This is a genomic window from Sphaerisporangium sp. NPDC051011 (assembly GCF_040653595.1).
Lineage (GTDB): Bacteria > Actinomycetota > Actinomycetes > Streptosporangiales > Streptosporangiaceae > Sphaerisporangium.
In genome coordinates this window covers 264,104-287,249 of record NZ_JBFAGG010000009.1, presented here as the reverse complement: position 1 = coordinate 287,249, position 23,146 = coordinate 264,104, and the positions used below count along the sequence as shown (strand labels likewise).

Here is a 23,146-nt window from a genome sequence, read left to right as displayed (position 1 = left end):
GTCGAACCGGTCAGGATAGGTAAACCGGGGTCGCGTCGAAAGCCGGCGAAGAGTTCGGGGCGCGCTCCGAACCCGCCGTGCCGGAGGCGCGGCCATAAGTGCGGGACGGGCCGCCGGGCGGCGGGCGCCGGAGGTCACGGCTCGTCCCCCAGGCGCGGGGAGAACGCCCCGAACGGCAGGTCGAGCTCCTGGTCGTGCTCCCGCAGGTCGCGCAGGGACAGGTCGGCGAGCGCCACCAGGCACCCGGCCTCGGCGGGCCAGCCGATCAACCACAGCCAGTCGCCCATCGCCTCGCCGACGTAGACGGCGCGGTCGGGCAGGCCCTCCACCCACCACAGCGGCGTGGGATGGCCGAGCGTCTCGACCTTGGCGTTGGGCGGCCCCTCGTCGAAGCCCGGCCCGGGGTCGGGGCCGTCGAGCCCGGCGAACGCGGCGCCGAGGCCCATACCGGGCTCCTCCGCGACGATGATCAGGTCGGCGGGGCCGTGGGTGACGGACGGACCGGACAGGGCGACCACCCCGGCGCGGGTGCCGGTGCGCTCGTCCCCGGCGTCGCCGAAGCCGGTCACGAGCCAGCCGGTGGGCAGCGGCCACGGAAGCCAGAAGGGGACGCGGGAGTCCCTGCGCACCACGTCGAGCGACTCGGCGGAGGGACGTCTGGCCTGGAAGGGCAGGACGGCGCCGTGCACCCGGCACCGCCATGAGCTTGACCATGCGCTCGGCGGGCGCAGCGTGCCGAAACACCTTGGACAGGTGGGCGCCGCTCTCACAATTATCCACCGTGCTTCCGGCGGTGCGGGAAAGTCAAGGGGAATCCCGTTATCCCAACGTAATCTTGGCGTATGCGCGTGAGATGCGTGGGCGGCATCGTCCTGGACGGCGCGGGGCGCCTGCTGCTGGTCCGGCGGGGACGCCCGCCCGGCGTCGGCTTGTGGTCCCTGCCCGGCGGCCGGGTCGAGCCGGGCGAGTCCGACGCCGAGGCCCTCGAACGCGAACTCCTGGAGGAGACCGGCCTCGCGGTCGTCGCGGGCGGCCTGGCCGGCACCGTCGAGCGTCCAGGACCGGCCGGCGTCGTGTACGAGGTCCACGACTACTTCGCCGCGCCGCGGGCGGGCGCCCCTGCCGCCGGGGACGGCACGGGCGGCGCGCTCCGGGCAGGGGACGACGCCGCCGCGGCCGGCTGGTTCGGCCGCGGCGACCTCGACCGGCTGCCGCTCACCTCCGGGCTGCTGGAGGTGCTGGACGCGTGGCGGGTGTTCCACGCCCGCGGGGTCAGCGGCTGAACGTGGTCCGCCACAGGGTCAGGTGGTCGGTGGTGTAGGTCGTCGAACGGCCGATGGCCACCACCGTGTCGCCGACGACGGCGATGGCGCCGAGCCACTGGGCCCCGTCGCCGGCCATGCCGTCCCCGGTGAGGGCGTGGCGCTGCCAGTCCAGGCCGTCCTGCGAGGTCCAGACCGCGCTGTCCCCGGTCGCGGGCGGCCCGTAGGAGCCGACGGCGACCAGCCCCGACTTCGAGGCGGTCATGTCCAGCACGACCGCGGTGTCCTCGGCGGGCAGCCAGGCGTACTCCCAGGTGACCCCGTCGTCGGACGAGACCGCCGCGAACGGGCGCTCGGCGCCGGCATCCGTGGTCGCGCCACCCACGGCGACCACGCGGCCGTCGTGGACGACCACCCGGCGCAGGGAGGCCGAGCGGGCGCCCTCGGGGACCACCCGCTTGCGCGCCGTCCAGTTCAGCCCGTCCTTCGACACCCAGACCACGCCGGAGGTCCGTCCCGTCGTCCCCGACGCGCCGACGGCGAGGTAGCCGCCCTGTGTGGCGACGATGTCCTCGATCCGCACGTCGGCGCCCCCGGCGGGCAGGCCCTGCGGGGCCGCGCGCGAGTAGCGGCGCAGGTCGGACGAGAACCACAGCGCGGCGACCACGCCGCCGGGGCCGCTGTCGTCGCCCGCCACCACGTACCCCTTCGGCCCGGCCGCGACCACGCGCGGGACCACGGCGTACCGCCCGGAGCCTGCCAGGGCGGGCGATTCGGGCGCGGCCCGCCAGCTACGCCCGTCGCCGGAGGTGGCCAGCAGCGGCCGGATGAACGCCGAGTCCGCCGTGGTGCTGCCGACCGCGAGCCACCCGTGGGGGCCGTGGGCGACGTCGTTGAGCGACTGCCTGCCCGCGCCGCCCAGCGCCGGAGAGTTGACGGCCTTCCAGTTCTGGCCGGTCGGGCTCGTCCAGATGCCGGCGTCCCCCTTGACCGACCCGACGGCGACGAAGGAGTCACCGGCCGCGACCAGGGCGGCGGTGTCGCGGGCCGAGCGGGTCAGCCCGTCGATGTCGCCGAGTGCCACGGGCGCGGCGGCCTTGCCCTTGCTCGCCGTCATCAGCACCGGCAGGTTGTCCAGGCCCCCGGCCCGCTGGTCGCCCGCGGCCACGAGCGTGCCCGCGTCGGTGATCGACAGGCCGCGCAGGGTGCCGGGGATCTGCCCGAGGTCGGTGTCCTCGGTCCACTTCCTGCCGTCGCCGCTGGTGTAGACGGCGTACCGCTCCCACCCGGACTCGGCGACCGCCGCCACCCCGGCCGCCGAGGACGCGAGGCCCCGCACGCCGGTCGCCTCGTGCCCGAGGCCGCCGATCACGCCGCACTGCCGCCACTGGTCGCCGAGTTCGGAGCAGTAGACGCGGACGTCGCCGGCGTCGGACTTCTGCAGGGTCGGGACCAGCAGGAACCCCTTGCCCGCGACCGCCAGCGCGCCCGGCTCCGGCCGCACGCCGGGCAGGGCGGCGGCGGTGCGCAGCCACGTCCTGCCGCCGTCGGGGGAACGCAGGATGACCGAGGTCGTGTCGCCCGCGCCGGGGTCGGCCAGCGCCACCACGGCGTCGCCCTTGGCCACGACGGCGCGGATGGCCCGGACCTTGTCGGTGGTGCCGATCTGGCCGGTGTCGACCCGGCTCCAGCTCTGCCCGTCCGGGGAGACCCAGGCCACCGGGCCGTAGCCGCCGTCCTGGAGGGTGGTGGAGCCGACGGCGACGAAGCCGCCGGCCGTGCGGGCGAGGTCGGTGATGCGGTCGCCGCTCCAGAAGACCGACAGCCGCGAGGGGTCCACGGCCGTCCAGGAGCGCCCGTCCGCGCTGGTCCACAGGCCGCGCGCCGACCCGGTCACGCCGGGCGCCTCGGTGCCGGCGGCCAGCCAGCGGCCGTTCCCGCCGGTCACGCGCCCGGCCGACCCGGCGGGCTGGTACCCGGCGGGCCCGGTCACGCGGCCGAGCTCCCACGACTTCCCGCCGTCCGGCGAGACCAGGAACAGCGGGCGGGGCACCGGGCTGGTCGTGTCGCTGCCCACGGCCACCACTGTGGAGCCGACCGAGGTCACCGCGTTGAGCACCTGGCTCGACCCGGTGCCGCTGACGCCCGGCGGCGCGGCGAAGGCCTGGTCGCCGGACCCGCCGTCGCCCGCGGCGAGGCGCAGGCCCGAGCTCACCGGGGAGTTCACCCAGTTGACGATGACCAGCCCCAGCCCGGCGGCCATCAGGACGGCCACGGCCACGATCACGGGGGTCAGCAGACGACGACGGCCGACGACGTAGCGGCGCGGCGGCGTGGGGGTGCGGCGGGGCCGGGGGACGGGCTGGTCGCGGTGGTGGCGTCCCCGGCCGGACCCGCGCGGGCGGGCCGGTCCGCCGGCCACCAGGACGTCGGGGCGGGGGGTCGCGGGGCGGCCAGGGGGCGGCCCGCCGATGCGCTCACCGACGGGGACGCCGGGGTCGTCTGCGTCGTCTGGGTCGTCATCGGGGTCGTAGGTGACCTCCGGCTCGGCGGGGATGCGCGGCTCGACCCGGATGCCGTGGCGCTCCGGCCCTGAGGCCGCGGGAAGAGCCGTGGAGGGGCCGTCGGCTAAGGGCTCGGCCTCCCAGGGCGGCACAGGGGCGGCGGGGCGCGCCGGGGGCGTGCGCGGCGGGCCCGAGGCGACCAGCTTGTCCGGACGGGTCACCAGGCGCCGCGGCGGGCGGGCCGGCTGTGTCGGCTCCCCGGCGGGGTACTCGTCCTCATGGTCATCGGTGTGGTCGCCTGAGTGGTCGCCGGCGGGATGGTCCCCGGCGGGCATGTGGTCCTGCGGACGGGGCGGTTCGGCGCCGGGACGGCCCACGCTGTGGCGGGGCTCGGACGTGCCGCCGTACGGCCGGACATAGGGGTGGCGGCCTGGTGACGGCTGCCGGGCGGGCTCGTCCTGCGCGTCACCGGCGGGGGTGCCGGAAGGGGCGTCGATGGGGGCGCCGAAGGGCGGCAGCGCCCACGGCGAGTCCAGGGGCAGGCCGCGCGAGCGGACCTCCGAGGGATCCGGCGGGGAGTGGTGCAGAGCCGGAGGAGGCGTGTGGGTCTGGTGGGACCCGGATCGGCCTGGAATGCGATCGTGGTCGGCGTCATCGCCGGCCGACCACCATGAAGAGCGCGGGTCGTGGGGGCCCGAGGCCACGCTCAGCACCTCCTCATCGGCAGCCTAACCCAGTTTGAAGGCGGTGACTCAGGACCGTTCCACTGATGTCCCGCGAATGCGTCGCGTCGACTACAGATCACTCGCGATCGTACCGATACCCAAGCCATGCCCAGTGATCACCTGACCGGGCACGGCCACACCGGACCACGCCCCTCGCCCTCGCCGTCAGCGCGCACCTCCCTGGGGGGGGCCGCCCGCCGGCCCGCACACCATCCAAGGGCAACACGAGGAGGGCCCTTCTGGCGAGACCTCTCTAGTCAGATTTATCTAGAGACGGTCTGAATTGCCCGCTTCTGGGCGATTATTACGACCACTACGGCGAAGAAGCCCAACTGCACGACCGTCCCGGCGAGGGCCTGCCACGGCACCGCCCCCTGGCGCAGCGCGTCCCCGAGATCGCCGGAGGCGGCGGCCGGGAGGAAGCTCACCACGTTGTTGATCACGTGCAGCGCGATCGGCGCCTCCAGCCCGCCCGTGCGGACCGCGAGCCAGCCCATCAGCGCGCCGAAGCTGAACACGTCCACAATGCCCCAGTCGGTGTAGGCGTGCAGCGAGGTGAACACCGTCGCCCCGAACAGGATGCCCGGCCACGGCGTCCGGAAGTACGCGCCGAAGGCCTGGATCACCCAGCCCCGGAAGACGTACTCCTCGGTCGCAGCCTGGAACGGCACCAGCAGGACGATCACGATGAGCCCCGGCAGGAACCGCTCCCACCCGACCCAGCCGAACAGCTCGCCCGTGTCCTGGCCCGTCGCCGCGTACGTCGCGATCATCGCGAGCTGCCCGAGGATCAGCGCGACCAGGGCCACGCCCGCGCACAGGAGCAGCCATTTCCACCGCAACCGCCCCAGAACGGACGACAGCGTGCCGGGCGGGCGCCGCTGGACCAGCCAGGCCGTCCCGAACGCGAAGGGCAGGACCGCCGCGATGGACAGCAGCATCACGGCCAGTTCGAACACCGGGTCGCCGAACAGCCGGCCGCCGCCCATGATCACCGGGACGCCGGCGAGGGCCGCGACGACGCTCCCGAAAAGCAGCACGACGACCGACACGCCGACGAAGGCGACGGCGAGCGCGATCGTGCCCACGACCGGGCGCCACCAGCGGTTCACCGGCGTGCGCGCGAGGTGGTCGTAGCGCGTGCCGGGCGGCGGCGGGACCGTCCACCGCACCGGCGGAGGAGGCGCCTGCCAGGGCTGGGGCCCCGGGTAGTACGGGCCACCCGCCGGGCCGCCCACCGCCGGGCGCTCGGCCCCATAGGGCGGCTCCGAGGGCTGCGGCTGGTGCGGCTGCGACGGATCGTGCATACCTGACATTCTCCCCGGCAGCCCGCGCGGCCCGGCGGCTGGGGGCGCGCGGGCCGGGGCTCAGGCGGGCGGCTGGAAGCTCTTGGTCCGGGCGAGCCCGGCCGCGCGGCCCTTGGCGGCGATGACCAGGGCCATCTTGCGGGAGGCCTCGTCGATCATCTCGTCGCCGAGCATCACCGCGCCGCGCAGGTCGACCGTCGTGGCGTGCTCGTAGGCGTCGAGGATCAGTTCGGCGTGGTCGTAGTCGTCCTGGGAAGGCGAGTAGATCTCGTTGGCCGCCTCGATCTGCGTCGGGTGGAGCACCCACTTGCCGTCGAATCCGAGCGCCGCCGACCTGCGCGCGACCTTGGCGAACCCGTCCAGGTCCTTGATCTGCAGGTACGGCCCGTCGATGGCCTGCAGGTCGCAGGTCCTGACCGCCATGAGGATGCGCATCAGCACGTAGTGGTAGGCGTCGCCCTCGGTGTATCCGGGGGGCTGCTGCCCGACGACCAGCGTCCTCATGTTGATCGACGCCATGAAGTCGGCCGGGCCGAAGATCAGCGTCTCCAGGCGCGGCGAGGCGGCGGCGATGGCGTCCACGTTGACCAGGCCCCGCGCGCTCTCTATCTGCGCCTCGACGCCGATGCGGCCGACCGGCAGGCCCGCGGCCTTCTCGATCTGGGTGAGCAGCGTGTCCAGCCAGGCCACCTGCCCGGCGTCCTCAACCTTGGGCAGCATGAGGCAGTCGAGCGCGTCCCCGGCCCCCTCGACGACCTCGATCACGTCGCGGTAGGTCCACATGGTGGACAGGTCGTTGACCCGGACGGCGCGCGTCTTCCCGCCCCAGTCGCCGGTGCGCAGCGCGTCCACGACGTTCTTCCTGGCCTGTTCCTTGGCCTGGGGCGCGACGGAGTCCTCCAGGTCGAGGAAGACCTCGTCGGCGGGCAGCCCCTGGGCCTTCTCCAGGAAGCGGGGGTTGCTGCCGGGCACCGCGAGACAGGAACGACGGGAGCGCATGGCGACAACCGTAGCCCGCTGACCGGCCCCGGCACGCCCGCGGGTCCTGTGGAGGCGTCACAAAGGTCGCCGCCGGTTCTTGGCGCGGATCTCGTACAGCCATTCAGGGCGGCATTCCCGACAATGGTCTCCAAGCAAAGGTAAAGGGAGTTAGACAATGAGTGATGCGTCTGTGGCGGTTCGTCCCGCCGTACTGTCCGATCTCATCCCCGGCAAGCTCGTCAGGGACGTCGCGCTGGTGGTGGGCGCGGCCGGGCTCGTCGGGCTGTCCGCCCAGGTGAGCATCCCCCTGCCCGGCACTCCCGTCCCGCTCACGCTCCAGACCTTCGCCGTCCTGCTGTCCGGCGCCGCGCTCGGCCTGCCGCGCGCCTTCTTCGGCATGGCGTTGTACATGCTGATCGGTCAGCTCGGCGTCCCGTGGTTCGCGCCGGACGCCGGCAACGCCACGCTGGGGTACGTCGTCGGCTTCATCCTCGCCGCCTCGGCGGCGGGTGCGCTCGCCCGCAGGGGCGGCGACCGCACCGCGCTGCGCACGGTGGCGACGATGACCATCAGCACGGTGCTCATCTACGCCGTGGGCCTGCCGTGGCTCATGGTGGCGACCGGCATGGACTTCGGGACCGCCTTCGACAAGGGCGTCGTGCCGTTCCTGATCGGCGACGGCCTGAAGGTGCTGGCCGCCGCCGCCCTCCTGCCCGCCGCCTGGAAGCTCACCCGCCGCTGAACGCCCCCGATCGCCCGGCGGGGCCACCCGTGCCGGGCGATCGGGCCGTACATTGCTCATGTGAGCATGTCGCTGATCGAAGAGGGCGCGAAGAGGTCGGGTGTGCTGTGGGTCTCCCTGCCCGGGGGAGCCCGGCTGGCCTGGCACGTCTGGCACGACGGGGCCGTCTACGTCGTCACCGGCGGCGGCGAGCAGGAACTGCCCGGGCTCGTGGACGCCGCCCGCGTCACGGTGACGCTGCGCAGCAAGGACAACGGCGCGCGGCTGGTCGCCTTCGAGGCGGACGTGCGCGTGGTCGATCAGGCCTCGCCGTCGGAGGCCGACGCCGGGGCCGTGGCGGCGCTGGCCAAGGAACGCCTCAACGCCGTCGACTCCGCCGGGCTGACCGCCCGCTGGGCCGCCGCCTCGTCGGTCGTCCGGCTGACCCCGGCCGTGGCGGTCTGAGCGAGCAGCGCCCCCGCGAGCACGACGGCGCCACCGGCGATCTGCGCCGCGCCGAGTTGCTCCCCCAGCAGGAGCCACGCGATCAGCGCGCCGGTGACGACCTCCAGGGAGGCGACGGTGGCGCCGACGGCGGCCGACAGGCGTCGGACGGCGGCGACGCCGGTGACGTAGGCGGTGACGGTGGAGACGGTGATCAGCCACAGGGCGGCGCCGAGCACGGGCAGTGTGTGGCCGCCGATCGTGGTGCTCGTCCCGAAGGCCGTCCAGGCGATCTCCCAGGGCCGCGCGAGCGGAATGAGCGCCACCGCGGAGCCCGCCAGCCCCCACGCGATCAGGCTGAGCGCGTCGATCTCGCCGCCGGAGCCCTCGCTCATGAGGAAGTAGCCGGCGCAGCAGCCGGCGGCGACCAGGGCGAGCGCGAGCCCGAGGCCGTCCAGCGCCATCCCGTGCCAGACCTCCACGACCACGCACAGGCCCAGCAGGACGATCACCGACCCCGCGTAAGCCGAGCGCGGCAGCCGCACCCCGCGGACGAACCGCACCCAGAGCACGACCAGCACCGGCGCGGTGTACTCCAGCAGCAGCGCCACGCCGACCGGCAGCCGCGTGAGGATCACGAAGAACAGCGCCTGCACCCCGGCCACGGCGACCAGCGCGTACGCGGCGTAGAAGCCGATCCTGCCCCGGGGGACGCGCAGGGACCCGCGCCGGAACACGGCGAGGATCGCGAAAAGCAGGATCGCGGCGCCCGCCATGCGCACCCAGACGGCCTGCATCGGGGTGAGACCGGCCGCGCCGACGAACTTGGCCATGGGGCCGGAGAACCCGAAACACCAGGCGGACAGGACCGCAATTCCCAGCGCCATGCCCTTCACGACCGGCTCCGTCTCTGTAATGAGTGTTAAACGGTTTTGATCCTGTCATGCGGTCTTTGGCGGGATCAAGTGGGATCAAGGAGGTGTCCCGCATGCCGAGACCGGTTGAGAGGGCTTTTACGGGGCCCGGCGTGGAACATCCCCTCTGACCTCGTACGCTGCGGTAGTGAGGATCTTCGTCGCCCGGCTCGCCGGAACCCCGGTGTTCGACCCGGCGGGTGACCAGATCGGGCGGATACGCGACGTCGTGGTCGCCATGCGGCCCAACGATCCTCCGCGCGTGCACGGGCTCGTCGTCGAGGTCCAGCCGCGCCGGCGGGTGTTCCTGCCGATCACGCGCGTCCGCAGCATCGAGGCCGACGCCGTGATCTTCACCGGCGCCATCAACCTGCGGCGCTTCGAGAAGCACGCGACCGAGTCCCTGGTGATCGGCGAGCTGCTCGACCTGGCCGTGGAGGTGAACGGCGAGCCGGCGACCGTCCTCGACCTCGCCATGGAGCAGGCCAGGGGCGGCGAGTGGCTGGTCACCAAGGTGGCCGTCCTGCGCGGGGCCGGGCGCGGCCTGCGCCGCCGCCGCGGCGAGACGCTGATCGTGAACTGGGCGGACGTCGCCGGGGTCGGCGCCGTGCAGACCGACCAGGCCGCGGCCGGCCTGCTCGCCGCCTTCGAGGAGACCCGCCCCGCCGACCTCGCCAACGCCCTGCGCGACCTGCCCGACAAGCGCCGCGCCGAAGTGGCCGCCGCGCTGGACGACGATCGCCTCGCCGACGTCCTGGAGGAACTGCCCGAACGCGACCAGATCGGCATCCTCGGCCGGCTCGACGCCGAGCGGGCCTCCGACGTACTCGCGGCCATGGACCCCGACGACGCCGCCGACCTGCTCCAGGACCTGCCCCCCGCGCAGGCCGAGGCACTGATCGCCCGCATGGAGCCCCGCGAGGCGGCGCCCGTCCTGCGCCTGCTGCCGTACGAGGAGAACACCGCGGGCGGCATGATGACCAGCCGGCCTATCGTCCTGCCGCCACACGCCACGGTCGCGGAGGCGCTGGCCGAGATCCGCCGCCAGGACATCACCCCGGCGGTCGCCGCCCAGGCGTACGTCGCGCGGCCGCCCGCAGAGACGCCCACCGGCAAGTACCTGGGCGTGGCGCACTTCCAGCGACTGCTGCGCGAGCCGCCGTCCTCGCTGCTCGGCGCGGCGATCGACAACAGCGTCGACCCGATCCGGCCCGACCTGCCGCTGCGCGAGGTGACGTCCTACCTGGCCATCTACAACCTGGTGGCCGTCGCGGTGGTGGACGAGCTCGGGCGGCTCGTCGGCGCCGTGACCGTGGACGACGTGCTGGACCACCTGCTGCCCGCCGACTGGCGCGAGCAGGACGGGCACGCCGCGGGCACGCCGCCGCTCGGCACCGCCGGGCCACCGGAGGTCAGCGGTGGCGACTGACCGGCTCGACCAGCCGCGCGAGCTCCGGCGCACCTTTCGCCCGCACTACGACCCCGAGGCGTTCGGACGGCTTTCCGAGCGGTTCGCCCGGTTCCTGGGCACGGCCTGGTTCCTGGTGTACATGACGGGGTTCATCGCCGTCTGGGTGCTCTGGAATGCCCTCGCCCCGGAAGGCCTGGTCTTCGACCCCTACCCGTTCATCTTCCTGACCCTGATGCTCTCGCTCCAGGCCTCCTACGCCGCGCCGCTGATCCTGCTCGCACAGAACCGCCAGGCCGACCGCGACCGCGTCCAGGGCGAGCAGGACCGGATGGCGGGCGAGCGCAACCAGGCCGAGGTCGAGTACCTCACCCGCGAGCTGGCCGGGCTCCGGCTGGCCATCGGCGAGCTCGCCACCCGCGACTACCTCAGGGGCGAGCTGGAGCGCCTGCTGGAGGAGGTCCAGGCCTCGCCGGACGGCCGGGGACGGCCCGGGATCGAGGCCCGGGACACCTGAGCGCGCCCGGGACTCAGTCGGAGGCCAAGGGGAAGAGCTTGACCAGCGTGGCGGCGCACTGCCGCAGTTCCTCGTCGTCCAGCGGACCGAGGAAGCGCCCGTGGACGGCGCGCAGGTAGGTGGGGGTGGCCTCCGACAAGCGCGCCTCGCCCGCCGCGGTGAGCACCGCGTACAGCCCGCGCGCGTCGCTCGGGCAGGCCTCGCGCTCCACCAGCCCGTCCCGCTGGAGGCGGTCGATCAGCCGCGTCAGCCCGCTGCGCGACAGCAGCACGCGGTCGGCGAGATCGTTCATGCGCAGCCGCCGCCCAGGACTTTCGGAGAGCCGGGCGAGCACGTCGTAGGCGGCGGGCGCCAGATCGTGCCGGCTGATCAGCGCGACCTCCAGGCTCCGGGTGATCTGGACCTGGGCCCGCTGCAGAACGCGCCAGACGATGAGCTGCTGGGGGGTGATCTCCGCAGTCATGGACGTCACGCGGTCATCCTAGAAGGTCGCATAACCACACACCGCGCGGTGGCCGTCTCTTGCCCTTACGGCAAGGGTCGTGATTCGTAGGATCGGCCCTGGGTTCGTAGCATGGATCCATGGCACCAACCCCAGAAGTGGTGACGGCTGCGCTCGCCACGGTCAACGACCCGGAGATCCGCAGGCCGATCACCGACCTTGACATGGTCAAGAGCGTCGATATCTCCCCGGACGGGGTGGTGCGGGTCGGCGTCTACCTCACGGTCGCGGGCTGCCCGTTGCGTGACACGATCACGCGGGACGTCACCGCCGCCGTCTCCAAGCTCGACGGCGTCACCCGCGTCCAGGTCGACCTGGACGTCATGAGCACCGACCAGCGCAAGGCGCTCCAGACCAAGCTGCGCGGCCACCGCGGCCCCGAGAAGGAGATCCCCTTCGCCAAGCCCGGCTCGCTGACCCGCGTGTTCGCCGTCGCGAGCGGCAAGGGCGGTGTGGGCAAGTCGTCCGTCACGGTCAACCTGGCCGCGGCGATGGCCACCTCGGGCCTGAAGGTCGGCGTGCTCGACGCCGACATCTACGGCCACTCCGTGCCGCGCATGCTGGGCGTGAGCGAGCGCCCCACCAAGGTCGAGGACATGATCATGCCGCCGGTGGCGCATGACATCAAGGTCATCTCGGTCGGCATGTTCAAGCCGCCGGGCAACTCCCCCGTGGTGTGGCGCGGGCCGATGCTCGACCGCGCGCTCCACCAGTTCCTCGCCGACGTCTACTGGGGCGACCTGGACGTCCTGCTCATGGACCTGCCCCCGGGCACCGGCGACATCGCGATCTCGGTGGCCCAGCGCATGCCCGGCGCCGAGATCCTCATCGTGACCACCCCGCAGCAGGCCGCCGCCGAGGTCGCCGAGCGCGCCGGGTCGATCGCCACCCAGACCCACCAGCAGATCGCCGGCGTCATCGAGAACATGGCCTGGCTGCCCTGCCCGCACTGCGACGAGCGCATCGCGGTGTTCGGCGAGGGCGGCGGGCAGAGCGTCGCCGACGGCCTGACCCGCGCCCTCGGCGCCCGCGTCCCCCTGCTCGGCCAGGTCCCGATCGACCTGCGCCTGCGCGAGGGCGGCGACAACGGCAAGCCGCTGGTGCTCACCGACCCCGACAGCCCCGCCGCCACCGAGCTGCGGCGCATCGCCGAGGGCCTCGGCAAGAGGTCGAGCAGCCTGAAGGGCCTCCAGCTCGGGCTGTCGCCCGCGGGGCGCTGAGACGCCGCTCCAGGCCCGCCTGGAGCCCCTGCACACGAGAGAAGGGGACCGCCCTTGCGGCAGGTCCCCTTCTTCGCGTCTTCGGTGGCGTACGGCCGGGCGTGCCCGGCGGCGTACGGCCCGTCAGGTGGCCTCGGAGTCGTACGGCGGGATCTCGCCGTACTTGAGCTCGCCGCCGGCCCCCGCCATCGCGTACGGCTCGTCGTAGGGGGACGAAGGGTCGTCGACCTTCGCGGCCGGCCGGTTCCAGTCGTCCTCGAGATCCGACAGGAGGTGCTTCCTGACGAAGTTCTTCGGGTGCAGGTCGGTCGGGTCGAAGTTCTTGAACTCCGGACCCAGGTTGTCCTGCAGGTCGTTCCTCGCGTTGTTCGCCATCTGCCGGACCTGCCGCAGCATGCGGCCCGCCTGGGCCGCCGCGCCGGGAAGCTTGTCAGGCCCGAAGACCAGCAGGGCGATCACCACGAGCGCCAACATCTCCGGCCACCCGAGTCCGAACACTGTGATCTCCTAGGCTCTCCCACGCCGCTGCCTGCCGCCCGGCCCGGAGCAGCCGACGGCGACCTCGGCTAACCCCAGACTAATGCCACGGTCCTGCAAGAGGCACCATACGGGAGGCGTATATCACGACGGCTGGGGGGTCGGCACCGGAATGGCGTCGATCGTCACACTGGCGGTCATGTCCCGTCCATCGCGGCGGAACTTGAGCGTCACCGTGGTGCCGGGCGCCTTGCTGCGGATCGCGACGATCAGCTCGGACTGGTCGCTCACCGGGTTGCCGTCGATCGCCAGGATCACGTCCCCGGGCTTCATCCCCGCCTTGTCCGCCGGACCGCCCGGGACCACCGGCGGCTGGCCCTGCTCGGCGGTCGTGGCGATGCGCACGCCCTCGCCCTGGTAGTCCGGGTCGAGCTGGACGCCGATGCGGGACTTCTTGGCCGAGCCGGTGGTGATCAGCTCTTCCGCCACCCGCCGCACATGGTTGATCGGGATCGAGAAGCCAAGCCCGATGCTGCCGCTCTGCGAGCCGAAGGAGCTGTTGCCGAGCGTGGCGATGGCCGAGTTGACGCCGATGACCTCGCCGGCCCCGTTGACCAGCGGGCCGCCCGAGTTGCCGGGGTTGATCGCCGCGTCGGTCTGGATCGCGTTGATGAACGACGACTCCGAGCCGCTCTCGCCGCCGGCCGTCACCGGGCGGTTGAGCGAGCTGACGATGCCCGTGGTGACCGTGCCGGTGAGCCCGAGCGGCGAGCCGATCGCGATGACCGGGTCGCCGACGACCACGCGGTCGGAGTTGCCGATGGTGATCTCCGGGGCTCCGAAGGTGTCGTCGGGCTTGACCACCGCGATGTCGGAGCTCGGGTCCCGCCCGACGATCTTCGCCGCGGTGGACTTCTTGTCGTTGAAGGTGATCTTGATGTTGCCGGTCAGCGCCGCCGCGGCCACGACGTGGTTGTTCGTGACGACGTACCCGCCCTTGATCACGAAGCCCGAGCCCGTGCCGGCCTCGCTGTTGCCCCGGACGTCCAGCGACACCACGCTCGGCAGGACCTTGGAGGCGACACCCGCCACGGAGTCCGGGGCGCGGTTGACGATCGCCCCCGTGGGCGTGCCGAGGCTGTACGACGGGTCGACGCCGCCGTTCGAGCGGGTGAGCAGGTAAGTGCCGACGCTGCCCGCGGTCGAGGCCACCAGGGCGATCACGACGGCGAGCGTGGCCAGCACGCCCGTCCTCGGCCCGCGCGAACCGGCGGCGCCGGTCTCGACGCGCGGCGCGCCGGGCGGCGGCGCCCAGCCCGGGCCCATGCCGTACGGGTTGCGCGGCGGGGGCGGGCCGTACGGACCGCCGAGGCCGCCGGGGCCGCCGGAGTACGCGGACGGGCCGGCGTACGGGCCCTGCGGCGACGGCGGGACCGGGCCGGACGGATTGCCCCAGCCGGCCGACGCCTCGCCTCCCTGCCGCCGCCCGGCGTCGTCGCCGGACTCGGAGGCGAAGGGCACCAGCGTGTCGGTCATGGCGTCGCGCGGCGCGTAGGGGTCGGGGGCGAACGGGTCGGCGCCCTCGGGACCCGGCCGGCTCGCGGCGAACGGGTTCGGGCCGGTGAAGGCGTCCGGGCCCGACACGGGCGCGGACCCCGGGAAACCGTCGGAGGCGGGGAGGAACTCGGGGCGGACTCGCATCACGCCGCCCGGCTCCGCCGGCGACGAGCCCTCACCGGAGCGCTGGGATGAAGCGGCCACGTCCCCTGCGTCGTAGGCACGTGTCTCGTCGGTCATCGAACGCTCATCTCCCAGGCTCGGCGTCGGCTACGTCAGATTGTCCCTCCGACCGCATACGAACGCCGTAAACGCCGCCCGTCAAGGGTCCACCCGATCGTATGCCCGCCCGCGCGTGAACGGCACGGACGGGCGGCGGCCCGTCCGGCCTGCGGCCCTGTTCCCGAAGGTCCCGAAGTTCCCGAAGGTCAGGGCTGCCGCGAGATGGTGCCCCCGCGCCCCGGCACGAGCCCGCCGACCGGCGGGGACGTGGACGTGCGGTGCTGGTTGGCGAACATCTCGACCGGCGGGGACGCCGGCCGGTCGCCGGTGCCGCCCACCATGAACAGCGTGCCGAGCGCCACGGCCGCCGAGGCGACGCCGACGGCGACGTAACCCGCCCGGCGGCCTCCCTGCGCGCGCCCGGGGCCCGAGAAGCCGCCGCCGCGCCTCGGCCTGTTGTCCGACGGCGAGATCGGAGTCATCGCATAGGTCGTACTGGGAAAGGGGCGCACCCGCGGCGGGATCGGCCCGCCCGGCTCGGCCATGCGCAGCAGCGACATCGTGAGGTCCGCCGGGACCGCCGGCGGGTCGAGCGACCGCAGGCGGCTCTTCAGCGCCCGGATCGAGTCGAGCTCCGCGCGGCAGTCCGCGCAGAAGGTCAGATGCGCCAGGGCCCGTTCACGCTCGGCGTGACCGAGCTCACCGTCCATGAGCGCTGAGGCGCGCTCTCCGAGATGGCTCATGCTCCCTCCCTGGTTACGGTCGGGGGGAGTTCGTCGCGGCGGGGCGCCCGGTGCTCGAGGGCCTCACGCAACTGGCTGCGACCGCGGTGGATACGGCTGCGGACGGTGCCCAGCTTCACGCCGAGCGTCGCCGCGATCTCCTCGTACGACAGCCCCTCGATGTCGCACAGGACGACGGCCGCGCGGAACTCCGGCTGGAGCGAGTCGAGCGCCGCCTGGATGTCGGGTTCGAGCTGGGCGTCGTCGAACACCTGGGCCGGCGACGGCTCGCGCCCGCGCAGGCGCTCGGCGGCGTCGTCACCGAGCCCTTCGAACCGGATGCGCTGGCGACGCCGCGCCATGTCCAGGAAGAGGTTGGTCGTGATGCGGTGCAGCCAGCCCTCGAAGGTGCCCGGGGTGTAGCTGGACAGCGACCGGAACACCCGGACGAAGACCTCCTGCGTGAGGTCCTCGGCGTCGTGAACGTTTCCGGTCAGTCTGTAGGCCAGCCGATAGACGCGCGCGGAATGCGCGCGGACGACTTCCTCCCAGGTGGGAGGCGTCCATGCTCCGTCGGCCGACCGGGGGTCGCCCCCCGCCAACGCGTCATCTGGAGTTTCAGCCTGGTGGTAGTCGTCCACCAGCACTCCTCTCTCCGGGACCACCGCTACAGCCATAGTGCCTGCTTTCGTCCCTTCCTGCGTACCCGCGGCCCAACCTGGTCGCGCCGTGGGCTCCCCGCGTGCGCGTCGCACACGACCTTCATAACGTTCATGAGCGTTCGCGAACTTCCCCGAACTCGAGTGAACCTGCTTCGACAAAGGTCGTTCAAAGCGTGCAACGTACCCGTTGTGGCGTGAGTTCCCGTTCGGCCCCGACTCCCCTAGGCTGCGACCAATACGTGGACCAATACGTGCGTCCGGCGAAAGCGGGGAGGAGAGGCCGATGGCCCCGACGCCGACGAGTCCGGTGGAGGCCACCCTGGCCTACGCGGAGGAGTTCCATTACGAGGACGAGGTGCTACAGGCCGCGAGACGGCGCGGGCTGGAGGTCGGGGCCGTCCCGATCCTGCCCGGCGGCGGCGCGGCGCTGAGCTTCCTCGCCACGGCGATCAACGCCAGGGCCGTGGTCGAGGTCGGCACGGGCTGCGGCGTCTCCGGCCTGTGGCTGCTGCGCGGCATGCGCGCGGACGGCACGCTGACCAGCGTCGACGTCGAGCCGGAACACCAGCGGCTGGCCCGCCAGACCTTCGCCGAGGCCGGGTTCTCGGGCAGCAGAGTGCGCCTCATCGCGGGCCGCGCCCTCGACGTCCTGCCCCGCCTGGCCGACGGAGGGTACGACCTGGTCTTCTGCGACGCGGCCAAGCAGGAGTACGGCGACTACCTCGCCGAGGCGATCCGCCTGCTGCGGCCCGGCGGCATCGTCGCCTTCGACAACGCGCTCTGGCACAACCGGGTGGCCGACCCTGCCCAGCGCGACCCGGAGACCGTCGCGATCCGCGAGCTCGGCAAGCTGGTGAAGAGCGACGAACGGCTGCGTGCGCTGATGATGCCGCTCGGCGACGGCCTGCTGGCCGCGGTGAAGACCGCCAACTGACCCGGCGGGGCCCCGCGGCTACGCGGTCAGCCACTCCAGCAGCAGCCGGGTGCCGAAGCCGGTGGCGCCCTTGCTGAAGATGCCGTCGTCGGCCGCGCTGCGGGCGACCCCGGCGATGTCCAGGTGGGCCCAGCGGCGGTCGCCGGTGAACTCGCGCAGGAACAGCGCCGCCGTGATCGCGCCGCCGCCGTAGGTGCCGTCGGCGTCGATGTTCGTCAGGTCGGCCACGGGCGAGTCGAGCGCCGGGCGGTATTCGTCGATGAGGGGCATCCGCCACAGGGGGTCGCCGGAGGAGGTGCCGGCCTCCACGAGCTCCTTGACCAGGTCGTCGCTCGGGGAGAACACCGCGCCGATGTCGCGCCCGAGGGCGATGCCGATGGCCCCGGTGAGGGTGGCGATGTCGATCACGGTGTCGGGCCGCAGGACGTCGTCGGCGTACGCGAGGGCGTCGGCCAGCACCAGCCTGCCTTCGGCGTCGGTGTTGAGCACCTCCACCGTGCGGCCGCCGTAGTGGGTGATCACGTCGCCCGGGCGCTGCGCCGAGCCGGACGGCATGTTCTCGGCCGCGGCGACCAGGCCCGTCACGCGGGTGCGCGCGCCGAGCGCACCCAGCGACGCCAGCACGGAGATCACCACCGCGCCGCCCGCCATGTCGGTCTTCATGAACTTCATGCCGTCGGTGGGCTTGAGGGACAGACCGCCGCTGTCGAAGGTGATGCCCTTGCCGACCAGCACGACGTGCGTGCCGTCCGGATCGGCGGGCTCGTAGGCGAGCTGGATCAGCCGGGGCGGGCTGACCGAGCCCTGCCCCACCGCGAGGATGCCCCCGAAGCCGCCGGCGGCCAGGTCGTCCGGCTCCCACACCTTGGCCTGGAGTCCGGAGCGCCCGGCGATCTCCTCGGCGCGGGCGGCGAGCCAGGCGGGGTTCTTCTCGGAGGACGGCGTGTTGGCGAGATCGCGGGTGAGGGCCACGGCGCGGGCGATGACCTCGCCGCGCTCCACCGCCGGGCGGGCCTCTCCGGGCCCGGTCAGGACGATCTCCTGGACGGCCTTGCCGCGGCTCGCGCCGATGCGCAGGCCGTAGCAGGCCAGAAGGGCGCCCTCGGCCAGCGCCGACCACGCGCGCTCGCCGGCGTGCTCCGGCAGGCGGACCTCCAGCGACCCGCGTCCCTTGGCCTTGCGCGCCAGGACGGCTCCGGCCCTGCGCAGCGCGGACGGCGAGGCGTCCCCCACGCCGTACAGCAGCACGCGCCGCACACCCTGCGCGCCCGCGTCGCCGTCCTCGCCGCCTTCGGCGCGGTAGGCGACCGGCGCCTCGACGACCTCGCCGGCCTCGCCCTTGACCTCGTGGTGGGCGAGCAGGGCGTGGACGGGCACGGGAAGCTCGACGTCGGCGGTGAGATCACTGCCGAAGGGCACCGCGAGCAGGTCGGCGTCGCCGCCGGGAGACATGGCGCGGGCCTCGGTGAATCGCAGCGAGGTCTCGATTGGCATGGTGGTCCTCCCCGGGCCTGGGCGGAATGGCCGGCCTGGATGTGCGACAGCCCCGGCGTGGGGCGCGCGGCCCGGCCGCCGGGGCCGTCAAGTCGCCTGTGTCGATGGGTCGGGTCAGGGGTATGTCAGCCGACGACGTTCTTCAGAGCGTCGCCAAGGGCTCTGGCCTCGTCCGGTGAGAGTTCGACGACAAGCCGGCCGCCACCCTCCAGAGGGACCCGCATGACAATGCCCCGTCCTTCCTTGGTGACCTCCAGCGGACCGTCGCCGGTCCGCGGCTTCATCGCCGCCATGCGTGTATCCCTTCCTGCCTCGGCCTGCGCGATTCCGGGGCACGCGCTCCGCGCCCGGCCGCCCGCCGCTTTCACGTCTTCTGTGACGTCCCATTATCCCGCCTCGCGAGCGCACATGGGTAACGATCTCCTCCCAGAATGCGTTGTCCAGGGCCCTTGCGCCGACCAAACTGGTCTCTGTGAACGCCCGTGCCGCGCTTTTCGATCTCTACGGAGATCACTTGCGCATTCGTGCCGGACGCGCGTCCGTGGCCGCGTTGGTCCGGCTGGTGGCCCCGCTCGACATCGCCGCGCCGGCCGTACGGACCGCGATCTCACGGATGGTCCGGCAGGAGTGGCTCAGGCCCGTCCGGCTCCCGCAGGGCCCGGGGTACGCGCTGACGCCGAAGAGCGTCCTGCGCATGGACGAGAGCGCCGCGCGCATCTACCGCACCGGCGCCACCGCCTGGTCCGGCCGCTGGCACGTCCTGGTCTTCGAGCCCGTCCGCGACCGCGCGAGGCGCGAGCGGCTGCGCGCCGACCTGACCTTTCTCGGGTACGCCTGCCTGTCGGAGACCACGTGGATCGGCTCGCGGGCCTCCCCGGAGCTCGCCGGGCTGCTGGAGGAGCAGCAGGTGCGCGCCGACCGGTTCGAGAGCACCCTGGACGGCGACCCGCAGGAACTGGTCGCCCGCGCCTGGGACCTGGGCGCGCTGGCGAGGGCCTATGACGCGTGGACGATCCAGGCCGTCGACCTGGTCGGGGCGCTGCCGTGCGACGCCCCCGACGACCGCGTCTTCGCCGTGCGTAGCAGACTGGTCCACGGATGGCGCAACTTCCTGTTCCGGGATCCGGGCCTCCCGCCGGAGCTGCTGCCGCCGGCCTGGCCGGGCGAGAAGGCCCGCGCCTACTTCGAGCAGGAGGCCGCGCGGCTGCTGCCGGCGGCGGCCGCCTTCGTCGATCGCAATCTGGACAAGGGGGTCCACTGATGGATCAGCCGGACAAGCAGCCGGACGCAAAGGCGGGCACCGCCTCCTCCGCCGCCGCGCCGCAGGCGTCCCCGACGGCCGACGCGCACGGCCACGACCACGTCCTCTACGCGGTGGAGGACGGCGTCGCCGTCGTGACGCTCAACCGGCCGGAGGCGATGAACGCCCTGACCGTCCAGATGAAGGCCAGCCTGCTGGAGGCCCTCGAACGGGCGCGGGACGACGCCGCGGCGCGGGCCGTGCTGCTCACCGGGGCCGGGCGCGCCTTCTGCGCCGGGCAGGACCTGCAGGAGCACACGGCGAACCTCGCGGCGGGCGTCGGCCTCGACAACACTGTACGGGCGCACTACAACCCGATCATCCTCACCGTCACCGGCATGGGAAAGCCGGTCGTCGCGGCCGTCAACGGCGTCGCCGCGGGCGCGGGCGCCTCGCTGGCCTTCGCCTGCGACTTCCGGGTCGCCGCGGACACCGCGAAGTTCGCGATGGCCTTCGGCGCCATCGGCCTCGCGCCCGACTCCGGCGCGTCCTGGACGCTGCCGCGGCTGGTCGGCCCCGCCAAGGCGCGCGAGTTGCTGCTGCTCGGCGACACCGTCGGCGCCAAGGATGCGCTGGAACTGGGGCTGGTCACCTCGGTCGTGCCGGGCGCCGAGCTGGGCGAGCGGGCCCATGAGCTGGCCGTACGGCTCGCGCAGGGCCCCACGCTGGCCTACGGCGCGATCAAGCAGGCCCTGGACTTCTCGGCGGCGCACACCTTGGAGGACTCCCTGGAGGTCGAGGCCGACCTGCAGGACTTCTGCGCCAAGACCGAGGACCACGCCTCCGCGACCCGCGCGTTCCTGGCCAAGCGGAAGCCGGCCTTCGAAGGACGCTGAGCTCAGACCTGCCGGGCGCGCACCCAGCAGTCGGCGACGTGGTCGTTCACCAGGCCGATCGCCTGCATGAGCGCGTACGCCGTGGTCGGGCCGACGAAGCGGAAGCCGTGACGCTTGAGCTCCTTGGCCAGCGCCTTGGAGCCGGGCGTCACCGCGGGCACGTCCCCGAGCGTCTTCGGCGTCGGCGCGGCGGGCTCGGCGTACCGCCAGACCAGGTCCGACACCCCGCCCGGGATCTCGGCCGCGACGCGGGCGTTGCCGATGGCCGCCTCGATCTTCGCGCGGTTGCGGATGATGCCCGCGTCGGCGAGCAGGCGCTCGACGTCCGCCTCGCCGAACGCGGCCACCGCGCCGATGGAGAACCCGGCGAAGGCAGCGCGGAAGTTCTCGCGCTTGCGCAGGATGGTCAGCCAGGACAGGCCGGACTGGAAGGCCTCCAGGGTCAGCCGCTCGAACACCAGGTCGTCGCCCCGGACGGGACGGCCCCACTCTTCGTCGTGGTACCGGATGTAGTCGGGCGCGGAGGTCACCCAGCCGCAGCGCACAAGCTCAGGGGTCACGAAGTCCGAGGTTACAAGCTTTCCGCCGCCGCCCGGACCCGCGGCGGACTCCCTACCCGGGCGCCGCTCCGGCCGGTCCGAGCCGGCCGTCACGCGTCCTCGGGATCGGGACGCTCACCCGCCGTACCACCGCCTCCGGCCGCGTGCCTGCCGGAGGCCCCGCCGGGCGTCTCGAACGCGCCGCGCTCCTTGGGCTGCTCCTTGGGCTGCTCTTTGGGCTCGAACGCGTCGCGGTCGCCGACGGGAGCGGCGGACAGGGCGCGCTTCGGGGGAGGCTCGGTGGCGGGCTCGAACGGGCCGCGCTCCTCGGCCGGAGGCTCGGCCAAGAGCCCCCGGCCGCCGGTCCCGGACTCGGCAGGAGACGTCGTGGACACGCCGTGCACGGGCGTGACCTGGCCGATCACGCCGAACAGGGCCTCGGCCGACTCGTGCTCGGCGATCGGCGGCCCGGGCTCGGGGGTGGCGATCGGCGCCCAGGACGGCCGCGCGTACGACTCCTGGCGCGCCTGGATGCGCCCGGCGAGCAACTCTTCGAGGCGCTGCTCCAGCACGGCGATGTGCGTGTCACGCCGGCCGATGGCCGTCGCGGCGCGCTGCAGGGTCTCGTCCACCGTCTGGGTGTGGTAGCCGACCAGGCTCACCGGCAGGTGCAGATCCATGAAGTCGGCGGCGGTGAGCTGCCCGGGCGCGGGAAGCTCCACCGGCGGTACATCGGGCGCGAACTCCACGAGCTCCCCGCCACGCCCCTGCGAGACCATCACCACGCAGTAGAGAACGGCGAGCGCGGCGACGGCGAGTAGGACCAGCACATACGAATCGTGCCACATGGGCGCCTTTGAGCGCTCATGGTTGCGGGGGACGATGGCGGGCCAGGCCCCCCGGCATGTGACAATCACGGCATGGCTGCAGTGCTCGTGATCGGCCCGGACGAACCGCTCGACCCCTCCTGGACCGAGGCCCGCTCGACCGCCGAGGTCGAGCGCGAGGCCGCCGCGGGCCGTACGGTCGCGGTGACGCTGGCCGGGGACGAGACCGCGCAGATCGCCGCCGCGGCCGTCTACGCGTGGCTGGGGGCCCGCGTCTTCCGCACGCCCCACGTGACGGGCGTCCGTCAGGCGGTCGACATGGCCGACTCCCTGTCCGGCAGGCGCCCGCCGGCCCTCACGCGCCGCGGCCTCGCCTAGCGCGGCTACCCCGCGGCCGACTCGCCGACCTCCTCGGGGCTGGGGGTGATCGGACGGGCGGGGCGTTCTAGCAGGTGGAAGGCCTCCTCGACCGTCGTCGTGAAGGAGATGGCGTCGAAGACGCCGGGACGGGTGAACCCGCCCTCGTACATGTCGTCCACAAGCCTGCGCAGGGAGGCGTAAAGGCCCCACGGGTCGAGGACGACCAGGGGTTTTTCGTGCAGGGCGAGCACGCGGGCCGTCCAGATCTCGAACAGTTCCTCCAGCGTGCCGATGCCGCCGGGCAGGACGAGAAAGGCGTCGGAGCGCGCGTCCATGAGGCCCTTGCGCTGGCGCATGTCCCCGGTGACGATCAGCTCGTCGGAGTCGGTGTCGGCGATCTCCAAGTCCACCAGCGCCTGGGGCATCACGCCGACCGTACGCCCGCCCGCCGCGCGGGCCGCGCGGGCGACCGCGCCCATGCAGGAGACCGTGGCGCCGCCGCTGACGAGCGTGTGCCCGCGCCGGGCCAGCTCTGTGCCGACCTCGGCGGCGAGGTCGATGTACTTCTGGTCGATCTTCTGACTCGACGCGCAGAATACGCAAATCGCCATCGTCACGGGGGCAACCCTATACAGACCGGCCCTCCCCCTCGGTCCGGCGACCACCGCCGGCGCCTCACGACGGCCACACGCTGATCCCGGCCGGGCCCCG

24 protein-coding genes are annotated in these 23,146 nt (G+C 73.2%); 9 read left to right on the top strand and 15 right to left on the bottom strand.

What is annotated here, in order from left to right; genetic code table 11:
• Nucleotides 1-134: 134 nt before the first annotated feature.
• On the bottom strand, nt 135-770 hold the full coding sequence (locus AB0H21_RS22615) for a DUF6758 family protein (RefSeq protein WP_358519617.1): 636 nt from the start codon (nt 768-770) through the stop codon (nt 135-137).
• Nucleotides 771-842: 72 nt separating this feature from the next.
• On the opposite strand from AB0H21_RS22615, the gene AB0H21_RS22610 reads away from it, so the two are divergent.
• Nucleotides 843-1,283, top strand: coding sequence for an NUDIX domain-containing protein (locus AB0H21_RS22610; protein ID WP_358519614.1), 441 nt, complete (start codon nt 843-845; stop codon nt 1,281-1,283).
• On the opposite strand, the gene AB0H21_RS22605 is transcribed toward AB0H21_RS22610, so the two are convergent.
• From AB0H21_RS22605 to AB0H21_RS22595, 3 genes are all read right to left on the bottom strand, one after another.
• Nucleotides 1,273-4,470 (bottom strand): hypothetical protein, encoded by a 3,198-nt coding sequence (locus AB0H21_RS22605; RefSeq protein WP_358519612.1) that lies wholly within the window; start codon nt 4,468-4,470, stop codon nt 1,273-1,275. The genes AB0H21_RS22610 and AB0H21_RS22605 overlap by 11 nt on opposite strands.
• Before the next feature lie 284 nt (nt 4,471-4,754).
• A complete protein-coding gene (locus AB0H21_RS22600) occupies nt 4,755-5,798 on the bottom strand; it encodes a type II CAAX endopeptidase family protein (protein ID WP_358519610.1) in 1,044 nt (347 codons plus the stop codon).
• Nucleotides 5,799-5,858: 60 nt separating this feature from the next.
• Complete coding sequence (locus tag AB0H21_RS22595) at nt 5,859-6,797, bottom strand: CoA ester lyase (protein ID WP_358519608.1); 939 nt, start codon at nt 6,795-6,797, stop codon at nt 5,859-5,861.
• A 157-nt stretch (nt 6,798-6,954) separates the two neighbouring features.
• Here AB0H21_RS22595 and AB0H21_RS22590 point away from each other — a divergent pair, with 157 nt between their 5' ends.
• Complete coding sequence (locus tag AB0H21_RS22590; protein ID WP_358519605.1) at nt 6,955-7,521, top strand: biotin transporter BioY; 567 nt, start codon at nt 6,955-6,957, stop codon at nt 7,519-7,521.
• Nucleotides 7,522-7,820: 299 nt separating this feature from the next.
• On the opposite strand, the gene AB0H21_RS22585 is transcribed toward AB0H21_RS22590, so the two are convergent.
• Nucleotides 7,821-8,831 (bottom strand): DMT family transporter, encoded by a 1,011-nt coding sequence (locus AB0H21_RS22585; RefSeq protein WP_358519832.1) that lies wholly within the window; start codon nt 8,829-8,831, stop codon nt 7,821-7,823.
• 175 nt (nt 8,832-9,006) lie between these two features.
• Here AB0H21_RS22585 and AB0H21_RS22580 point away from each other — a divergent pair, with 175 nt between their 5' ends.
• A complete protein-coding gene (locus AB0H21_RS22580) occupies nt 9,007-10,287 on the top strand; it encodes a CBS domain-containing protein (protein WP_358519603.1) in 1,281 nt (426 codons plus the stop codon).
• Nucleotides 10,277-10,783: a DUF1003 domain-containing protein gene (locus AB0H21_RS22575; protein WP_358519600.1), complete on the top strand. Its 507-nt coding sequence runs from the start codon at nt 10,277-10,279 to the stop codon at nt 10,781-10,783. Before AB0H21_RS22580 ends, AB0H21_RS22575 begins: the two co-directional genes overlap by 11 nt.
• Before the next feature lie 13 nt (nt 10,784-10,796).
• Here AB0H21_RS22575 and AB0H21_RS22570 read toward each other — a convergent pair whose 3' ends face one another.
• On the bottom strand, nt 10,797-11,246 hold the full coding sequence (locus tag AB0H21_RS22570; RefSeq protein WP_358519831.1) for a MarR family transcriptional regulator: 450 nt from the start codon (nt 11,244-11,246) through the stop codon (nt 10,797-10,799).
• Nucleotides 11,247-11,365: 119 nt separating this feature from the next.
• On the opposite strand from AB0H21_RS22570, the gene AB0H21_RS22565 reads away from it, so the two are divergent.
• Nucleotides 11,366-12,505, top strand: coding sequence for an Mrp/NBP35 family ATP-binding protein (locus AB0H21_RS22565; protein ID WP_358519598.1), 1,140 nt, complete (start codon nt 11,366-11,368; stop codon nt 12,503-12,505).
• Nucleotides 12,506-12,628: 123 nt separating this feature from the next.
• Here the strand turns inward: AB0H21_RS22565 and AB0H21_RS22560 are convergent, their stop codons facing one another.
• The 4 genes from AB0H21_RS22560 to sigE form a co-directional block, all read right to left on the bottom strand.
• Nucleotides 12,629-13,003: a sec-independent translocase gene (locus tag AB0H21_RS22560; RefSeq protein WP_358519595.1), complete on the bottom strand. Its 375-nt coding sequence runs from the start codon at nt 13,001-13,003 to the stop codon at nt 12,629-12,631.
• Nucleotides 13,004-13,126: 123 nt separating this feature from the next.
• On the bottom strand, nt 13,127-14,779 hold the full coding sequence (locus tag AB0H21_RS22555; protein WP_358519592.1) for a trypsin-like peptidase domain-containing protein: 1,653 nt from the start codon (nt 14,777-14,779) through the stop codon (nt 13,127-13,129).
• A gap of 188 nt (nt 14,780-14,967) precedes the next feature.
• The gene (locus AB0H21_RS22550; RefSeq protein WP_358519589.1) at nt 14,968-15,504 is read right to left on the bottom strand and encodes a zf-HC2 domain-containing protein; all 537 of its coding nucleotides are present in this window, start codon (nt 15,502-15,504) and stop codon (nt 14,968-14,970) included.
• On the bottom strand, nt 15,501-16,160 hold the full coding sequence (sigE, locus tag AB0H21_RS22545) for an RNA polymerase sigma factor SigE (RefSeq protein WP_358519586.1): 660 nt from the start codon (nt 16,158-16,160) through the stop codon (nt 15,501-15,503). The genes AB0H21_RS22550 and sigE overlap by 4 nt, the downstream gene beginning before the upstream one ends.
• 268 nt (nt 16,161-16,428) lie before the next feature.
• Between sigE and AB0H21_RS22540 the strand changes: the two genes are divergently transcribed.
• Nucleotides 16,429-17,079: an O-methyltransferase gene (locus tag AB0H21_RS22540; RefSeq protein WP_358519584.1), complete on the top strand. Its 651-nt coding sequence runs from the start codon at nt 16,429-16,431 to the stop codon at nt 17,077-17,079.
• Between the two features lie 18 nt (nt 17,080-17,097).
• Here AB0H21_RS22540 and AB0H21_RS22535 read toward each other — a convergent pair whose 3' ends face one another.
• Both AB0H21_RS22535 and AB0H21_RS22530 read right to left on the bottom strand, forming a co-directional pair.
• On the bottom strand, nt 17,098-18,573 hold the full coding sequence (locus AB0H21_RS22535; RefSeq protein WP_358519581.1) for a leucyl aminopeptidase: 1,476 nt from the start codon (nt 18,571-18,573) through the stop codon (nt 17,098-17,100).
• A 125-nt stretch (nt 18,574-18,698) separates the two neighbouring features.
• A complete protein-coding gene (locus AB0H21_RS22530; protein WP_114033903.1) occupies nt 18,699-18,866 on the bottom strand; it encodes a DUF3117 domain-containing protein in 168 nt (55 codons plus the stop codon).
• A 179-nt stretch (nt 18,867-19,045) separates the two neighbouring features.
• On the opposite strand from AB0H21_RS22530, the gene AB0H21_RS22525 reads away from it, so the two are divergent.
• Nucleotides 19,046-19,834 carry a PaaX family transcriptional regulator C-terminal domain-containing protein gene (locus AB0H21_RS22525; RefSeq protein ID WP_358519578.1) on the top strand — a complete coding sequence of 263 codons (789 nt, stop codon included), beginning with the start codon at nt 19,046-19,048 and terminating at the stop codon, nt 19,832-19,834.
• Nucleotides 19,834-20,709, top strand: coding sequence for an enoyl-CoA hydratase-related protein (locus AB0H21_RS22520; RefSeq protein ID WP_358519576.1), 876 nt, complete (start codon nt 19,834-19,836; stop codon nt 20,707-20,709). Before AB0H21_RS22525 ends, AB0H21_RS22520 begins: the two co-directional genes overlap by 1 nt.
• A gap of 2 nt (nt 20,710-20,711) precedes the next feature.
• Here AB0H21_RS22520 and AB0H21_RS22515 read toward each other — a convergent pair whose 3' ends face one another.
• Together AB0H21_RS22515 and AB0H21_RS22510 are read right to left on the bottom strand one after the other, a co-directional pair.
• Complete coding sequence (locus AB0H21_RS22515; protein ID WP_358519574.1) at nt 20,712-21,269, bottom strand: DNA-3-methyladenine glycosylase I; 558 nt, start codon at nt 21,267-21,269, stop codon at nt 20,712-20,714.
• 89 nt (nt 21,270-21,358) lie between these two features.
• The gene (locus AB0H21_RS22510) at nt 21,359-22,078 is read right to left on the bottom strand and encodes a hypothetical protein (protein ID WP_358519571.1); all 720 of its coding nucleotides are present in this window, start codon (nt 22,076-22,078) and stop codon (nt 21,359-21,361) included.
• A 90-nt stretch (nt 22,079-22,168) separates the two neighbouring features.
• Between AB0H21_RS22510 and AB0H21_RS22505 the strand changes: the two genes are divergently transcribed.
• Nucleotides 22,169-22,453, top strand: a complete 285-nt coding sequence (locus AB0H21_RS22505; protein ID WP_358519568.1) for a hypothetical protein — start codon at nt 22,169-22,171, stop codon at nt 22,451-22,453.
• Nucleotides 22,454-22,458: 5 nt separating this feature from the next.
• Here the strand turns inward: AB0H21_RS22505 and AB0H21_RS22500 are convergent, their stop codons facing one another.
• Nucleotides 22,459-23,046, bottom strand: a complete 588-nt coding sequence (locus AB0H21_RS22500) for a TIGR00730 family Rossman fold protein (RefSeq protein ID WP_358519828.1) — start codon at nt 23,044-23,046, stop codon at nt 22,459-22,461.
• Nucleotides 23,047-23,146: the final 100 nt, after the last annotated feature.

Excerpts from the sequence above, each read along its gene's own strand:
- AB0H21_RS22610 (WP_358519614.1), top strand. The coding sequence starts at position 843 with ATGCGCGTGAGATGCGTGGGCGGCATCGTCCTGGACGGCGCGGGGCGC.
- AB0H21_RS22600 (WP_358519610.1), bottom strand. The coding sequence starts at position 5,798 with ATGCACGATCCGTCGCAGCCGCACCAGCCGCAGCCCTCGGAGCCGCCC.
- AB0H21_RS22595 (WP_358519608.1), bottom strand. The coding sequence starts at position 6,797 with ATGCGCTCCCGTCGTTCCTGTCTCGCGGTGCCCGGCAGCAACCCCCGC.
- AB0H21_RS22590 (WP_358519605.1), top strand. The coding sequence starts at position 6,955 with ATGAGTGATGCGTCTGTGGCGGTTCGTCCCGCCGTACTGTCCGATCTC.
- AB0H21_RS22585 (WP_358519832.1), bottom strand. The coding sequence starts at position 8,831 with ATGGCGCTGGGAATTGCGGTCCTGTCCGCCTGGTGTTTCGGGTTCTCC.
- AB0H21_RS22570 (WP_358519831.1), bottom strand. The coding sequence starts at position 11,246 with ATGACTGCGGAGATCACCCCCCAGCAGCTCATCGTCTGGCGCGTTCTG.
- AB0H21_RS22565 (WP_358519598.1), top strand. The coding sequence starts at position 11,366 with ATGGCACCAACCCCAGAAGTGGTGACGGCTGCGCTCGCCACGGTCAAC.
- AB0H21_RS22555 (WP_358519592.1), bottom strand. The coding sequence starts at position 14,779 with ATGACCGACGAGACACGTGCCTACGACGCAGGGGACGTGGCCGCTTCA.
- AB0H21_RS22550 (WP_358519589.1), bottom strand. The coding sequence starts at position 15,504 with ATGAGCCATCTCGGAGAGCGCGCCTCAGCGCTCATGGACGGTGAGCTC.
- sigE (WP_358519586.1), bottom strand. The coding sequence starts at position 16,160 with ATGGCTGTAGCGGTGGTCCCGGAGAGAGGAGTGCTGGTGGACGACTAC.
- AB0H21_RS22540 (WP_358519584.1), top strand. The coding sequence starts at position 16,429 with ATGGCCCCGACGCCGACGAGTCCGGTGGAGGCCACCCTGGCCTACGCG.
- AB0H21_RS22535 (WP_358519581.1), bottom strand. The coding sequence starts at position 18,573 with ATGCCAATCGAGACCTCGCTGCGATTCACCGAGGCCCGCGCCATGTCT.
- AB0H21_RS22530 (WP_114033903.1), bottom strand. The coding sequence starts at position 18,866 with ATGGCGGCGATGAAGCCGCGGACCGGCGACGGTCCGCTGGAGGTCACC.
- AB0H21_RS22520 (WP_358519576.1), top strand. The coding sequence starts at position 19,834 with ATGGATCAGCCGGACAAGCAGCCGGACGCAAAGGCGGGCACCGCCTCC.
- AB0H21_RS22505 (WP_358519568.1), top strand. The coding sequence starts at position 22,169 with ATGGCTGCAGTGCTCGTGATCGGCCCGGACGAACCGCTCGACCCCTCC.
- AB0H21_RS22500 (WP_358519828.1), bottom strand. The coding sequence starts at position 23,046 with ATGGCGATTTGCGTATTCTGCGCGTCGAGTCAGAAGATCGACCAGAAG.